The 15451-nt window shown below is 41.6% G+C and carries 13 protein-coding genes and 2 pseudogenes; 8 read left to right on the top strand and 7 right to left on the bottom strand.

Going from position 1 to position 15451, the window contains the following annotated elements:
- Window positions 1–244: 244 nt before the first annotated feature.
- Window positions 245–334, top strand: a pseudogene (locus tag ACM0OX_RS20760) (nicotinate-nucleotide diphosphorylase (carboxylating)); the annotation flags it as partial.
- A 266-nt stretch (window positions 335–600) separates the two neighbouring features.
- Here the strand turns inward: ACM0OX_RS20760 and ACM0OX_RS20755 are convergent.
- Window positions 601–975, bottom strand: coding sequence for a response regulator (locus tag ACM0OX_RS20755; protein ID WP_414516884.1), 375 nt, complete (start codon window positions 973–975; stop codon window positions 601–603).
- Window positions 976–1081: 106 nt separating this feature from the next.
- A complete protein-coding gene (locus ACM0OX_RS20750) occupies window positions 1082–2641 on the bottom strand; it encodes an ATP-binding protein (RefSeq protein ID WP_414516883.1) in 1560 nt (519 codons plus the stop codon).
- A 182-nt stretch (window positions 2642–2823) separates the two neighbouring features.
- Here ACM0OX_RS20750 and ACM0OX_RS20745 point away from each other — a divergent pair, with 182 nt between their 5' ends.
- The 5 genes and pseudogenes from ACM0OX_RS20745 (at window position 2824) to ACM0OX_RS20725 (ending at window position 6415) form a co-directional block, all read left to right on the top strand.
- Window positions 2824–3276, top strand: coding sequence for a cupin domain-containing protein (locus ACM0OX_RS20745; protein ID WP_414516882.1), 453 nt, complete (start codon window positions 2824–2826; stop codon window positions 3274–3276).
- A gap of 107 nt (window positions 3277–3383) precedes the next feature.
- On the top strand, window positions 3384–3941 hold the full coding sequence (locus ACM0OX_RS20740) for a hypothetical protein (RefSeq protein ID WP_414516881.1): 558 nt from the start codon (window positions 3384–3386) through the stop codon (window positions 3939–3941).
- A 294-nt stretch (window positions 3942–4235) separates the two neighbouring features.
- Window positions 4236–4718 carry a hypothetical protein gene (locus ACM0OX_RS20735; RefSeq protein WP_414516880.1) on the top strand — a complete coding sequence of 161 codons (483 nt, stop codon included), beginning with the start codon at window positions 4236–4238 and terminating at the stop codon, window positions 4716–4718.
- A gap of 213 nt (window positions 4719–4931) precedes the next feature.
- Window positions 4932–5177 (top strand): annotated as a pseudogene (locus tag ACM0OX_RS20730) (IS630 family transposase); the annotation flags it as partial.
- A gap of 53 nt (window positions 5178–5230) precedes the next feature.
- A complete protein-coding gene (locus ACM0OX_RS20725) occupies window positions 5231–6415 on the top strand; it encodes an anion transporter (RefSeq protein WP_414516879.1) in 1185 nt (394 codons plus the stop codon).
- Between the two features lie 177 nt (window positions 6416–6592).
- On the opposite strand, the gene ACM0OX_RS20720 is transcribed toward ACM0OX_RS20725, so the two are convergent.
- Genes ACM0OX_RS20720 through ACM0OX_RS20710 form a run of 3 tightly spaced genes read right to left on the bottom strand, consistent with a single transcriptional unit; the run spans window position 6593 to window position 9557 of the window.
- Window positions 6593–6820, bottom strand: a complete 228-nt coding sequence (locus ACM0OX_RS20720; protein WP_414516878.1) for a hypothetical protein — start codon at window positions 6818–6820, stop codon at window positions 6593–6595.
- 25 nt (window positions 6821–6845) lie between these two features.
- A complete protein-coding gene (locus tag ACM0OX_RS20715; RefSeq protein ID WP_414516877.1) occupies window positions 6846–8246 on the bottom strand; it encodes an RNA polymerase subunit sigma-54 in 1401 nt (466 codons plus the stop codon).
- A gap of 54 nt (window positions 8247–8300) precedes the next feature.
- Entirely contained in the window at window positions 8301–9557 is a 1257-nt protein-coding gene (locus ACM0OX_RS20710) for a sigma-54-dependent transcriptional regulator (protein ID WP_414516876.1), read from the bottom strand.
- A 74-nt stretch (window positions 9558–9631) separates the two neighbouring features.
- On the opposite strand from ACM0OX_RS20710, the gene ACM0OX_RS20705 reads away from it, so the two are divergent.
- Window positions 9632–10135, top strand: a complete 504-nt coding sequence (locus ACM0OX_RS20705) for a hypothetical protein (RefSeq protein WP_414516875.1) — start codon at window positions 9632–9634, stop codon at window positions 10133–10135.
- A 178-nt stretch (window positions 10136–10313) separates the two neighbouring features.
- Here the strand turns inward: ACM0OX_RS20705 and metK are convergent, their stop codons facing one another.
- Both metK and ACM0OX_RS20695 read right to left on the bottom strand, forming a co-directional pair.
- Window positions 10314–11588, bottom strand: coding sequence for a methionine adenosyltransferase (metK, locus tag ACM0OX_RS20700; protein WP_335200899.1), 1275 nt, complete (start codon window positions 11586–11588; stop codon window positions 10314–10316).
- A gap of 262 nt (window positions 11589–11850) precedes the next feature.
- A complete protein-coding gene (locus ACM0OX_RS20695) occupies window positions 11851–12855 on the bottom strand; it encodes a phosphoribulokinase (RefSeq protein ID WP_292734934.1) in 1005 nt (334 codons plus the stop codon).
- A 1226-nt stretch (window positions 12856–14081) separates the two neighbouring features.
- Between ACM0OX_RS20695 and petH the strand changes: the two genes are divergently transcribed.
- On the top strand, window positions 14082–15428 hold the full coding sequence (petH, locus tag ACM0OX_RS20690) for a ferredoxin--NADP reductase (protein WP_414516886.1): 1347 nt from the start codon (window positions 14082–14084) through the stop codon (window positions 15426–15428).
- Window positions 15429–15451: the final 23 nt, after the last annotated feature.

Here is a 15451-nt window from a genome sequence, read left to right as displayed (position 1 = left end):
CGCAATACACTTGCTGTATAATCGCTTTCAAACTATAATATTTTCAAGGTTCGGTATCCCTGTAAGCGTCGCTATTAAGCTCTCCGCTTCAGGCACTTATTCAATATAGCGAACCCACTTCATTGTGTCAACTATTTTTTCCAAAATAACTTGGGACTTCTTCTGCATCATTATCAAAGCCTTGGAAACTAAGGGGTTTAGGCTATAGTATTGCTGGAAGTCTCTAAGGAAGCATTTTAAAGTTGTGAGCTATTCTGCTGTTTTGCCGCCAAGGCTAGTTTTAGATCCTCTGTTGCGTAGCTGGTTGCTGGAGGATGTTGGTCGGGGCGATCGCTTTCCTAGCGCTTAAATATTTAAATATATTGATAGATCAATTCCTTTGCGCTTCAGTCTAAACAGATGCTATCCAACGCCCAATACATATATATAGAGTAAATGGTCTGATATCCCAAGTGGGTGGGTATGAGAGAAGTAATGCCATTACTTAGCGTGGCGATATCATTGATATCAGACTGTGCATTCGGAATGGCCCGATCGTAAATATTTTTCTCTGCTACCCCCGATTATCGATGGGATACTAAATAAATATCTATTTGATTATCAGCCCCAGCCTAATGCTTCACTGATTTGTGCTGCTAGTTTCAAGGGACGGAAAGGCTTGGCAAAGACAGCAGCTACATCTAAGTCAGTAAAGCTTTCTTGATCGGACTCCTGGACTTTGGCAGTTAGTAAAATTACTGGAATTGACTTAGTGATGGGGTTAGCCTTCAATAGTTGCAGAGTGGCGCGCCCATCCATATCAGGCATCATCATATCTAGTAAAATTACATCAAGCTTAGAGTTGACAGCTACATTCAACGCTTCTCGACCAGAGCAAGCTGTCAATACGTTCCAACCAGCACCCATTTCTAATCCCAATTTTGCGATCGCCTGCACATCCTCTTCATCATCAACAATCAAGATATTTCTGCTCATATTGTCACTCTCGCATGATATGTGATGCTGATTAGCTTGATTAGTCTTCAGCTATTCTAGAATGCAATCGGGCAGAAGTAGGGGAGATTTGGGTAATTAAAGGTTGCTATTGAGAGTCTACTAAAGGTAACAGTACATAAAAGGTGCTACCTTTGCCTAAAATGCTCTGAACCCAGATTTTACCATTATGTTGCTGTATGATATCTCGGCAAATAGCAAGTCCTAAACCTGTTCCTCCTTTGTTGCGGGAGTCAGATGCATCTACCTGCTGAAAACGCTCGAAGATTATTTGCAATTTATCTTCAGGAATTCCTCGCCCTTCATCTTGGATCGTAATTAAAAGGAAGTTGGATGATGAAGGCTGATTTTCTTCAGACTCAACGCCTCTAGATTCTGAGAGAGTGGCGCTTATCCACACTGTGTCACCTGGTTCAGAAAACTTAATCGCGTTGCTCAGTAAATTGGTGAGGGTTTGCAGGAGGCGATCGGGATCTGCCCAAAGTTCTACTGCTACGGGATTTATAATCAGTCTGACTTGTAATTTATCTGCCATTGCTTGCATCGCTTCCGTTGCCGTAATTAGCAAGTCTGCGGCGTTGCACTTCGCTTTTCGGGTGAGGATTTTGCCCGATTTCATCCGCTCTAAATCGAGAATATCGTTCACTAAACGAATCAGGCGTTCAGTATTAGTTGTGGCAATGCTGAGGACTTTTTGTCCCTGTTCAGTTAGAGTTCCCAGTTGTCCTGAACTCAATAAATCTAATGCTCCCATTGTGGAAGTTAAAGGTGTACGCAACTCATGGCTGACTAAAGAGATAAATTCGTTTTCTAGGCGTTTGCGTTCGGTAATGTCATTGGCAATTAATAAAGCACATAGCACTCCACCTAAGTCAATTAACTCGAGAGATATCAGTATGGTTTTGAGTTCTCCAGACTTAGTAGAAAATTCAAATTCTAGATTGTACAGTGAGCCAGTTTCCGGCAGAAGTTGAATTGTTTGAGCGATCGCGGCTGTGTTTTTACCTAAATTCAGTCCGGTAGCAGTATCTCCAATTACTTCCTCTAAACAGTAGCCGCTCATCTTCAAGAAACTGGGATTGACATCAATAAAACGAGCTTCCGAAACTGTAGCGATCGCAATTGGGTTGGGACTAGAGCGAAAAACTTTAGCAAACTTCTCTTCTGCTTTGGCGCGTTCAGAAATTTCCTGCTGCAACCGCTCATTTTGGGCTTGGAGTTGTCGTTGCAGTTTCCAAATGGTCAAGTGATTTTCAATTCTTGCTAAAACCTCTTCTAGCTGGAAAGGCTTAGTAATGTAGTCCACACCACCAACTGTAAAGGCTTTTACCTTATCTAGCACATCACCCAAAGCACTGATAAAAATTACCGGAATTTCACGGGTGCGATCGTTTGCCTTCAGGTGTTGGCAGACTTCATAGCCATTCATCTCAGGCATATTCACATCCAACAAAATTAGGTCGGGAGGAACTGCATTTGCTCCCCGTAAACCCGTAGAACCTTTAGTTACACTCCTAACTTTATATCCCTGTTCCGTCAACATGGCAGATAGGAGATTCAGGTTTTCTGGCGTGTCATCAATCACCAGTATGTCTGCTTTGGGGAAGTTAAGTGACTCTTTAGGCATGGAAATATCGACTTTAGCCACAATAGGCTACTAATTGTTTTTAGAGATTTTAACCTTAGTTCAATGTCTTAATAATCAGTTACAGAAAAAATAGCAATTACCAATTTTTCTCCCCTAGTTCTCTCCGATTAATTTCTAATGTTAAAAACATCAAATCAAGTTTGTAAGTCACTTATTAAATTACACAACAAGGAGTAACTTGTATGCAAAGTGCAACCATGCATAAACCAACTATTCTTGCATCAGGAGAAGGGAATCAATTTTCAGTTATTGGTGCACAGTTCACAACAAAAGTAACCGGAGAAGAGACTAATCAAGCGTGGACAATTTATGAAATTACAGATACAGAGGAAAATGGTCCACCACTTCATACTCACCCTTGGGAAGAGGCGTTTTATATTCTAGAAGGTGAAATAGACATCCAAATTGGTACAGAAACAATTTTGGCATCACCAGGCTTTTTCGTTAACATTCCTCACAATACACCACACGGCTTTAAGATTCTTTCTGCTACTGCGAAATTTCTGGTTTTAATTTCACCCAAAGGCGCGAAAAAGTTTTATGAAGAAATGAGTCAAGTAGCAGATAGTACATCGCTAAATATGGAAAAAGTACAGCCTGTTTTGAACAAATATGGATTGCAGTTTATTGCATGAAATTTTGCTTTGGGTGGATTTGAGCGCACATTTGTGTACCCTTACACGCAGAGTTCACGTTGTAAATCGCTCTCGTTGATAAATCAATCTATTTCTACAAAAATTCGATGTACTCAATAACCAACAAGCAACTCTATTCCATACCAAAAACTGTCCGCTTTTTCGCTACTACTGCCCTGAGTTTGGGTTTCACCGCTAGCCTTGTTTTTTACCCAAGCGCGAGTCAGGCAGGTAACGATAATGGAGTGCCTGCTGAACTCCAGGGCGAGTGGCGGTACGGTCGAATCTCGTCCATCCAATACCAAGACAGTTACACAGGGCAGTCAGCAGCACCAAATGGCTCTAGCGACCAATTCCAACTTGCATCTAATGGAAACTACAAGCGAAATAGGCTGATTCAAATCAACACCTACAACTGTGCGTCCAATCTCTTCATAGAGGAAAAAGGCAAAGTTAAGATTGAGGCTCAACGTCTTACTTTTCAACCCAGCGACAGCACATCCAAAGGGCAAATCTGCAATAGCGGGCGCACCTACTCCAGCCGCAATACAGCAAAGCCTGAGACTTACCAATGGTCGATTGAGATGAATGATTATGGACAGCAAGTTTTAGTACTTGAGACTGCCGATGGTAAGGGTCGCGCTCATTATGGACGACCTCAATAAGCTAATGAGCATTCAATTTGCATAGGGAGCATCCACTTTTGGAAGAAACACCGGGCGATTGGAAATCGCGGCTACACAAACTCTCGTCCGCCTACGCGGACTCTCTGAAACCCGCGCAGGCGGGTTTAGTTTGTATAGCCCCAGACTTCTAGTCTGAGGGCGATCCGCCAAAAGTGGATGCTCCCTTTGCATAGAACCCAATACGCTGAAGTTAAGAATTTTTTCTTTCCCTTACCTCCCCTAGTTCTACCCGATTGTTTTCTAATCTACAAGATATCGAACTGAGGTTATTCTATGATTCACCATATTTCAATTGCTGTTAGAAACCCTAGTCATGTTGCTCAAGTTCTGGGGGAAATCTTAAAAGCGCAAGCTGTTCCCTTTCCTCCTAACCCAGGAAGTTATATGGTTATACCTTTTGATGAATACGGTACAGCCATTGAACTTTATCCTTTAGGTTCTCAAATAGAACCTGGTGAAGGTGATGAAGAATGCGTATTTGTACATACTGCTATTACTGCCAGTTATACAGATATTCATGCAGCTATCTCTGTACCAATTAGTCAGCAAGAAATTGAAAAAATTGGTGTGCGTGAAGGTTGGCGTATAGTGCGCTGTAACCGTGATTCTTTCTTTGATGTGATTGAGTTCTGGGTGGAAAATAGATTAATGATTGAATTGCTAACACCAGAAATGGCATCTCAATATTTGAAATTTGCTACCCAGCAAGAAAATCTGAAATATTTTTTGGCAGAACCAGCTTTAGCTACAACTTGAGAAACATTTATTGCAATCCTATTTTATTTGTAAGAATTGTAAATCGTAGAACCCCAACTTGTTTGATAAGTTGGGGATTTTATCGACTATAGCAATCCTGAATGATTCGTGAGAAAATACTGAAAAAGAATATTAGTAATATTTGCGACTAAAGAAGGGTAGTAGTAATGTGGATGCGATCGCTAACAGAGTTTATCGAAAAGAGCCAAGATAGATTATTTAGACTCGTTAAATAGCCATCTCGAATCTGAACAGTGGTTGATAACTTGTGAACGTTTTGCTCCAAATGCACCACAACCAAATCCTGTAGAGGATATTTGGTTACAGGCGAAAAGATTAATTCGAGAGTTTTATTTTTTCTGTCATTCTTTCTCTGTAGTCAAGGCTTTATTTGAGCTATCAGTAAGCTGTCAAATTTTTGACTTTCCAAAGCTCCACGAATATGGTGTTTTCTCATGAATCATTTAGGATTGCTATAGAAAGGCATCACCTCAAAATAATCTAGCGAAATCATGATTGTTTTCAGATACATGATCATTGGGCTGACTTATATCGGTTTGGGTTTAGGATATCTCCCCGGTTTGCGGATGAACCGAGCCAGTATTGCTTTAGTTGGTGCATCTTTGCTGATGGCATTTGGGGTATTAGACCTCAAAGAAGCATGGCAAGCGATAGACTATAAAACGCTGATTTTCCTGTTTGGCATGATGGTAATCAGCACAAATTTAGCTTACGCTGGTTTTTTCCAACTAACTCTTGATACAGTTACACACTTTACTCGTAGCCCTTTGGGTTTGCTAATTGTTTTAACTTTCGGCAGTGGAATTCTCTCGGCTTTTTTTCTAAACGATACCATCGCTCTAATTTTGACTCCTTTGGTTCTCGGTTTAACCCAAACTTTGAACCTGAATCCGATTCCTTACTTACTTGCCTTGGCGGGAGCAACTAATCTGGGTTCAGTAGCTACCTTAAGTGGTAATCCGCAAAATATTTTGATTGGTTCCTTCTCTGGTATCAGCTATCTCGATTTTGCGAAAGCATTGACTCCCATCGCATTAGTAAGTTTGTTAATCCAAATTGGGTTACTGTGGTGGCTTTATCCTGATGTGCGTTCTACTAAATCTTGTCCGAGTGTAACCCCCGTGCGTTACCGCATATTTAAACCGTTGCTGAATAAAAGCCTATTGATAACAGGAGGACTATTAATTGCATTTTTAATTGGGATACCTCCAGCCCAAGCAACACTTATAGCTGCTGGTTTACTGTTTATTACTAGGCGAATCAAACCGCAACGAGTTTTAAATAAAGTAGATTGGGATTTACTGGTGATGTTTTCTGGGCTATTTGTTGTGACTGCTGGAGTAGAAAAATTAGGAATATTGAATTTATTTAGCGGTTTAGTTTATACTCCTCTGAACATATTAGGAATTACTGCTCTGCTTTCAAATTTAGTTTCTAATGTTCCAGCCGTATTATTACTACAACATTTAATTCCCCATCCAGACACTAAAACCTGGTTACTATTAGCAGCAGGATCTACCTTAGCAGGTAATCTAACTTTGTTAGGTTCAGTTGCCAATTTAATTGTTGCTGAGGCTGTTACAAAACTTGGTTATCAATTGTCATTCTGGGAACATCTGCGTTTTGGTCTACCGTTAACTGTCGTGACTCTTATCCTGGCTTATTTTTGGATTTAGGGACTTCCAAATAAAAAAATACTCAAAAAACCGGCGAAAAAACTCTCTCCTTCCAATACGGTTCGGATAAGGTTTTTTGATAACACGCCGCTAATTGCAAAGACGCGATAAATCGCCGTCTCTTTCCTTAACCCAAGCGTATTGCCTTAGTCATTAGTCATTCGTCAACAATCAAACTTAAAATTTCAGGCTCAAAGCCGCAAGGTTCAAGCTCAAAGCCGCAACGTTCAAGCTCAAAGGTGCAACTTCGAGGCTAAAAGGCTCAACGTTCAGGTTCAAAGGCTCAACGTTCAGGCTCAAAGGCTCAACGTTCAGGTTCAAAGGTGCAACTTCGAGGCTCAAAGGTGCAACTTCGAGGCTCAAAGGTGCAACTTCGAGGCTAAAAGGCGCAACGTTCAGGTTCAAAGGCTCAACGTTCAGGCTAAAAGGCTCAACTTTGATATTTCAAGAGACTTCCTTGCTTCCTGCTCTTGCTTCCCATCTTTTTATCAGTCAACTTGCGGTGATGTGATGACTTTATCCCAGCAATTTTACGGTATTTTGTGACTGTTCTGCGAGTGATTGGGAGACAAAATCGGATTTTCAAAAGCTGGGCTAATTGTTCATCAGTATAAGGATTGGCGGGTGATTCTTCTGCAATTAACTGTATTAGCATCTCTTGGATTTGTTGAGGAGTACGTCCGCCTACTCCTACAGGAACACATAGTGAATGCAACGGAATTATCTGACTGTTTTGGTTACAAACTAATATATACCGTCCCCGCACAATCCGACTGACTGTAGAGTTACTAAGTCCTACCGATTGAGCTACTAATTGCTGAGGGGTAGACACTAAGTCTAATTTATCCCGACTCTGCAAAAAAGCTTGCTGTCGCTCAACTAAAAATTTCCCAACTTTAAGCAGATTTTCTTGCCATTGTTGCAAAGCTGTGAGTAAATTTCTAGCTTTTTGTAATAATGCTTCTAGTTGTTGGGTATCTCGCCTTGATTTTGGTGATTCCTGGAAAAGCTTAATGGCTTCGGAATTCAGACAAAAACGTTGTTTGACTTCATAGGCTAAAGAAATTTGCCAACTTCCAGCTATTAGCTCAACTTTTAAATCAGGGGTGACGATGGGAGCATCGCTACCACCGAAGTTTCTGGCGGGACGGGGTTCTAATTCTTGAATCTCATGAATAGCATCGGTGAGTTTCTCGATGTCAACATTAAAATATTGATGATTCTGGTGCAGTTTTTGCAATATTGATTGACAATTGTGCTTTGAATTGGAAGAATTCCCAATACAATTTGCTATGTCTTCTAAATAATTTTGAACTAGTAGAAAAGCTAGACTTTCAGGTTGGGTTTTGAGTTGTACTAACAGACATTCTTGTAGGGAGCGCGTACCAATTCCAGGTGGATCTAAACTTTGCAGGATAGGTACAACAGCTTCTAATTCTTTGGCACTCCAGATACTACCATCTGCCCAAACTTCTGGAGTTTCTTCTAAGTAACCGGAGTTGGACAACCACTGAGTTAGATAGCTTAAGGCTTCACGTTGTCTGGATGGGATTGATAAAGCTGATATTTGTCCAAAAAGATGATCGCTTAAACTTAATTCCTGGGCGATGGGACTATAGCAATTCGGTAGAATATCGTCTAAAAGTGCTTCGCTTTTTTGGAAATCAGAATTTTCTATAAATGGATTGTGTTTACATTCTTCTCGAAGATGATCGAATATTCGTTTTCCATCCCACGCTAAGAAGCGAACTAAGTACTGTAGGGTTGGGTAAATAACGGTTTGAGTTTCTAGGTGTGTTTCTAGTGTAGATGCTGAGTTTAAGGAATTCATGATACGAACCGCAGAGGCGCAGAGGACACAGAGAGTAGGAAAAATGGTTAAGTGCTATAAATTCCATTGTTTCTTTTTTTGCTCAAAGCTTTCGACGGAAATTCCTAATGCTTTGTGGGGTTGTTGGGGATAAAGTGCTAAAGCATGGCGAATAAAGTTTATTTCTAACTGAGCGATCGCTTGTTCTAAGTTCAAATTCATCTGATGTTCTTGATTAAATATGAGATGTTCTGGAAGAATGGTTCTTCCTCCAGAAAAAACTGCTGCTCTCTCTAAAGTATTTTGCAGTTCTCGTACATTTCCTGGCCAAGCGTAATCTCTGAGTTTTTCTAGGGCGGTTGAGGTGATTGCTAAATTTTTAATTCCGTTTCTTAGAGCAATAGAACTTAGAAAATGTTGGGTAAGTTGTTCTAAATCTTCGGGGCGATCGCGCAAAGGTGGCAGTTCAATTCGTACTACGTTAAAGCGATAGTATAGGTCTTCTCGAAACTGATTGAGGCGAACTAATTGCTCTAAGTTCCGATTGGTGGCAGCTAAAATGCGGACATCTACAGTTTTGGTTTGGTTACTACCCAAACGCTCGAAGGATTTATCTTGTAATACTCGCAACAATTTCCCTTGAATTATCTGGCTCAATTCTCCGACTTCATCCAGAAAAATTGTGCCGCCATTGGCTTGTTCAAAACGACCAATTCGCAAGTGATTAGCTCCAGTGAAAGCTCCTTTTTCGTGACCAAATAATTCTGCTTCTAATAAATGTTCTGGGAGGGCTGCACAGTTCACTTTTACTAAAGGGCCGCGACTGCGAGGGCTAGCATTATGCAGTGTGGAAGCGACTAACTCTTTGCCCGTACCTGATTCGCCGACAATCAAAACTGTGGTGTTTCCTTGGGCAAGTCTACCAATGAGTTTAAAAACTTCTGCCATTTTAGGCGATCGCCCCAACAGTTCTTCTGGCTGTCCGAGATTTTGGATATTTGCTTCACCAATTTGCTCGGCTGATGCTTGGGAATGAGCTAAAGCTTTTTGCGCCAAGTTAACTAAATCTTCTAAATCGAAGGGTTTAGTTAAGTAATCATAGGCTCCCAATTGCATAGCTTCAATGGCTGTACGACTTGTACCATAAGCTGTCATCACAATGACTGGCAGTTCAAATAGAGTCTTACTACCTAAAGCTTTTAAAACAGCATTACCCTGAGTTTTGGGCATTTTCAAATCCAGAAATACTAAGTCAGGACGAGATGTGATATCTTGTTGAATCATCTTTAGTCCTTGTTCTCCGTCTCCCGCCTCTACAACGGCGGATCCCACCAGAATTACCCCCCACAGCGGGAACCACTTTCACTGGAGAGGTAAAACAGTATCTTCTCAACCCTGAAGGTAAAGTGGATGGGCTATTACTCAATAATGGGCTACAGGTGAAATTTCCTCCCCAGATGGCGGACAGTTTAGTGGGAATAATTACCCCAAACACGAAAGTGAGCATTTTTGGCAATCCCGGCTTTTCTACTCGCTTTGGACAGGAAGTGAGAGCCAAAAAAATCACCAATTCTCAAACTGGACAGACTTTAGTCGAACAACCTCCCACAACCGCGCCCCAACCCCCCAACTTAAACAACTACAGTACCTTATCTGCGGAGGGAACTGCTCAGAATTGGTTGGTGGGACATCGAGGAGAAATTAACGGCGTTATTATCTCTAATGGCACAATTGTCAAATTCCCGCCCCATGTAGGCGAACAGCTAGCCAGTATGGCGAACATCGGAAACACAATTCAAGCCAAAGGATTCGGCACTCGCAATCGTTACGGACAGATTTTAGAAGCTACGGCATTGTCAGTTAATGGGCAATCTGTATCTTTGCAACCAAAAGCCATCACCAGCCCGTAACACCATTGACAAAAATCTTTGCAACAGATGAATCTGCTGTCGGGGTGTTTAGCTTGACAAAGTAGTAGTTTTACTTTTGGATCTGAAGGTGGCTAGCAAAAAATGAGGGTATTGCTAACTTGTTAAGTTGCCAATACCCTCACGTAGATAAACTAAGTTTTTGTAGTAGCCTATAAGTCTAAGTCAGTGCCTGAGCAACCACTGCCGAAAGTGACTCATTCGCTGCTTGCTTCAACAATTCGGCTTTATCGGTCTGTTCCCAAGGCAAGTCCAAATCAGCCCGCCCAAAATGACCGTAAGCCGCGACGTCCTGATAAAAACGTCCGCCTCGTTCACTTGGTAAGTTCCGTAAGTTGAAGGTATGGATAATCCCTGCTGGACGTAGTTCAAAGTGTTTGTTGATTAATTCCAGTAAGGTTTCTTCATCCACTTTGCCAGTACCAAAGGTATCTACGAGGATACTTGTTGGTCGTGCTACACCAATAGCATAAGATAGCTGGATTTCAACTTTTTCTGCCAACCCAGCGGCGACAATATTTTTAGCTACATAGCGAGCCGCATAAGCAGCAGAACGGTCTACTTTCGTGGGGTCTTTGCCAGAAAAAGCGCCGCCACCATGTCGTGAATAGCCACCATAGGTATCAACGATTATTTTCCGTCCTGTCAGACCAGAGTCTCCTTGAGGGCCACCAACGACAAATTTGCCAGTGGGGTTGACTAAAAAACGTGTTTCCTCATTAGGTTTAACGTCAATGTCGCCAAAAACAGGTTCGACCACTGCTGACCAGAGGTCTTGTTTAATTTTGGCTTGTACCGCCGCTTCATCCGTAATTTCCCCAATACTGGCTGTATGCTGGGTGGAAATTAGAATCGTATCAATACCTACGGGGCGTCCATCTTCGTAGACTACAGTTACTTGGGTTTTACCGTCAGGACGCAGGTATGACAGTTCACCTGTTTTACGGACTGCTGCCAATCGGCGAGCAATGCGGTGGGCGAGACTGATGGGTAAGGGCATCAGTTCTGGTGTTTCGTTGCTGGCAAAACCAAACATTATACCTTGATCGCCCGCACCAATTTTATCGAATAGCTCATCACTATCTTGCTGGCGGGTTTCTTGGGCGGTGTTAACGCCTTGGGCAATATCTGGTGATTGTTCGTCTATAGCTAGCAGAACGCTGGTGCTGTTAGCAGAAAAGCCATTGTCAGCATTGGTATAACCAATTTCGGCAATTTTTTTTCGGGCGAGATTGACGAAATTTACGTTAGCTTTGGTGGTTATTTCACCAGTGATTAGCACCAAACCAGTATTAACTACGACTTCAGCGGCGACACGACTGCTAGGGTCTTGTGTCAATAGGGCATCCAGAATAGTATCAGAAATCTGATCGCAGATTTTATCTGGATGACCTTCGGTGACTGACTCAGAGGTAAATAGATATCGACGAGACAAAGGAAATTCCTCCATCGAGAGTTTTTTCGTTGACTAAATGTAGGTATTTAGTTCAACTACTAATTTCTGAAATCATAACAATATTTATACTTCAGTCGTTAGTATCTTCTTGATATTGATAAAAACCACTAACTATAAGGTAAATATCCGTAAGTAAGATAAATGTATGCTAATTATTTTGCAGCTAAAATGTATTTAATAACACAAAAAAAAGGGGGCACCCGGAAGCGTCCCCATAAGCTTTGACACAAACACTGCTGCTTTAAACCTGAATCGCTAACTTTGCTTCCGTAGCTGTCAACCGCTCATAAGCAGCACGCATCTTCAAACCTGTAAGAACTTGGAAGAAACCAGTTCCATTATTGGAACCTGGATACTCGCGGTGCTGGAGTAACAAGTGAGTCAATTCACCCTGATATTTGGTGGATGTATTGCTGAGATGGGTTTCGATATAAATGACTTCTTCCAAGTTGTCAAATTGACCATCAACCTCTAGTACTGAGACATAGCGGCCGTAGTAAACATCTGAACCGTAGTACAGTTGCATACCAGGATAAGAACAGGTCAGCTTGCGTCCACAGGGAGTCCAATTAATTGTTGACCCTTCATCAAATAGGTAAGTTGGATCGAAGCCTTCCTTACCTTCCCGCTGGAGCATACGTACCCGTAAGACTCTACGTTCGGTGTCGTTTTTGATCAAGTTTGTGGGCAATACCTGGAGAACCACATCAGCAAATTCTCTTTGTGGTTCGATAAATTTTTCAAAGTCAGGTTTGCGGGAATTGATTTGTGCTAACACATCTTCGTAGCGATGACCGCGTTCAGCCATATCTCGCTGGATTTTCCAGGCAATTTTGACCTCATCGCTAATGTCAAAATAAACACTGAAGTCGATTAGCGATCGCACCCGCTCATCATATAAAGGATGCAGCCCTTCAACAACTATAATGTGATTCGGCTCTATCCGCTCTGGCGGATCGATCAAGCCGGTTTCGTGGTTGTAAATCGGCTTATCAATCGCTTGACCACTTTTGAGCGCTTTTATTTGCTCATACATCAGGTCAAAATTGTTCGCCCTGGGGTCTAGCGCCGTTATCCCCGTTTCTTTGCGCTGTTTGCGATCCAAGGAGTGATAGTCATCCAAGCAGATGACTGTCATTAAATCTTCACCAAACAAATCTATCAAACGACGCAAAAACGTAGATTTACCGCAACCAGAGTCTCCGGCTACTCCAATCAGTACCACGCGTTCCGGCTTACTTGTCATAAATCTCCTCTAAAATACTAAAGTTGTGTCAATAATTTTTCACACAGCAGATTCTGAAGCCAGGAGTTTACCCCTTTGGTTTATCCTGCGTTCTTGCTACCTAGCACATCTATAAGACACCAAGCGGGTAAACAACAAAGTAATTAAGTTGCTACTCGTCGGACTAGCCTGAATGTTGGTGCCGGTAAGTATTTAATCCTAGTGATATATTTGATTTTAACAGAAGGGGGTATCCCATACAAGATTGCTGTCAAGAAGAATTTAGCCTGGTTCCTCAATCATTTTTTTCTTAGTTTAGTTGTTAATTTAAAAATGGGGATCGGCACTGCCCATCAGCGTTGCACCTTTATCAGTCTGCTACTTGTGACTCTATAGAATCAAGACTACAAAGTATAATTTATTATTGCCGCAAAATTGCCGCAAATTTTCTAATGTTCCTAAATTGTAATTTCTGCTCGACAATACTTAATATATTCAAAGCAAAAATCTATCCAACGAATGAGGAAATAACTTGCATTACCCAAATTCTTGGCTGTAAATTTATGAATATGCTCATATAGAAGCGTTGACGTTATGGCAAAGTACTGATGCAAGGTTGACAGATTTTTCACATCAAGTGAAACTAATTACAGTTGCTTAAATTATGATTGTCTATCTCGTGATATTTGTGGCTGGAGTTGTCCTAGTTATGTAATTGTCCATAGATAGGTAATGAAGATAGCTAACAACATTCTAGAAGAGTAGTAGATTTGGAGAAGTAAAACCAATCGGAAGAAAACCTTCCTTTCTTGGCATTCTCCGATTTCAACCCCTGGAGTAAGCAAGCACAAGGGAAGCTTTTGGAGGTAAACTGAGCGGTAGCTTCCACCGCTCAGTTTACCTCCAAGAATATCTGCTATTGTGAGATTTTGAGTTGCTCATAGGGTACTAAAGTAAAAAGCTATCCCCCTGATGGGGTTGGTAGTTAACGAAAAAAAGATTAAATTGATTCATTATTAACATTCTCCACAAGACTTATCCTTTACCTTAGAAGGTGAACAGGTGTGTTTTTTGCTATGCCTGCATGTCTTTGGTGAGTGTACTTAGCAAGGCATTAATTTAATGATGCCGTTTTTCCTTCTTTCTCCAGTTTTGTGAAACGAAAATCCGGTAAACTAAAGCTGGCATGGGATGGGAATAGTTTTTTTTGAAAAACGGTTAAGTAAATTATCGGAGTGGTAGAACGAATGTACAATCAAGGTGCTGTTGAGGGTGCTGCCAACACAGAATTAGGTAGCCGCATCTTCCTTTATGAAGTAGTGGGTTTGCGTCAGAGTGAAGAAACCGATCAAACTAACTACCCAATTCGGAAAAGTGGCAGTGTGTTCATCAGAGTGCCTTACAACCGCATGAATCAAGAAATGCGACGTATCACTCGTCTAGGCGGCACAATTGTTAGCATCCAGCCTGTAACTGCTCTAGAGCCAGTTAATGGTAAAGCCTCACTTGGGAGTGCTACAAGCGTTGTCAGCGAGTTAGCTACATCTGGGGAAACTGCTAACACTGAAGGGAATGGTAAAGCCACACCTGTAAATACTCATAGTGAAACCAAAGGTTTTGCTAAACCACCAGCTGAAGAACAGCTCAAGAATAAGGACAAGAAAGGCAACACCATGACTCAAGCGAAAGCCAAAAAAGACCACGGTGACGTTCCTGTTAACACTTACCGTCCCAATGCTCCGTTTATTGGCAAAGTAATATCTAATGAACCGCTAGTCAAAGAAGGTGGTATTGGTATTGTTCAACACCTCAAATTTGACATTTCTGCCGGGGATTTGAAGTATATAGAAGGTCAAAGTATTGGGATTATTCCACCAGGATTAGACAAGAACGGCAAGCCAGAAAAACTTAGACTCTATTCCATCGCCTCAACTCGTCATGGCGATGATGTGGATGATAAGACAGTATCACTGTGCGTCCGCCAATTAGAATATAAGCACCCAGAAACTGGCGAAACAGTCTATGGTGTTTGCTCTACACACCTGTGTTTCCTAGAACCAGGAGCAGATGTAAAAATTACAGGGCCTGTGGGTAAGGAAATGTTGTTACCCGATGACCCTGATGCTAATGTCATCATGATGGCAACCGGAACAGGTATTGCTCCCATGCGAGCTTATCTGTGGCGTCAGTTTAAAGATGCGGAAAGAGCAGCTAACCCAGAATACCAATTTAAAGGATTCTCTTGGCTAATATTTGGTGTTCCAACAACTCCAAACCTTTTATATAAGGAAGAACTGGAAGAAATTGAACAAAAATATCCTGATAACTTCCGCCTCACTCCTGCCATTAGCCGGGAACAAAAAAATCCTCAAGGCGGTAGAATGTACATCCAAGACCGCGTAGCAGAACATGCTGATGAATTGTGGCAGTTGATTAAGAATGAAAAAACCCACACCTACATCTGCGGTTTGCGAGGTATGGAAGAAGGTATTGATGCAGCCTTAACTACTGCTGCTGCTAAGGAAGGTGTAACCTGGAGTGATTACCAGAAGCAACTCAAGAAAGCTCATCGCTGGCACGTAGAAACTTATTAATTTGGTCATTAGTCATTAGTCAT

The organism is Nostoc sp. PCC 9305, from assembly GCF_963920915.1.
Classification (GTDB): Bacteria; Cyanobacteriota; Cyanobacteriia; order Cyanobacteriales; family Nostocaceae; genus Nostoc.
Note: the sequence above shows the minus strand (reverse complement) of the source record. Positions and strands in the feature narration are given on the sequence as shown.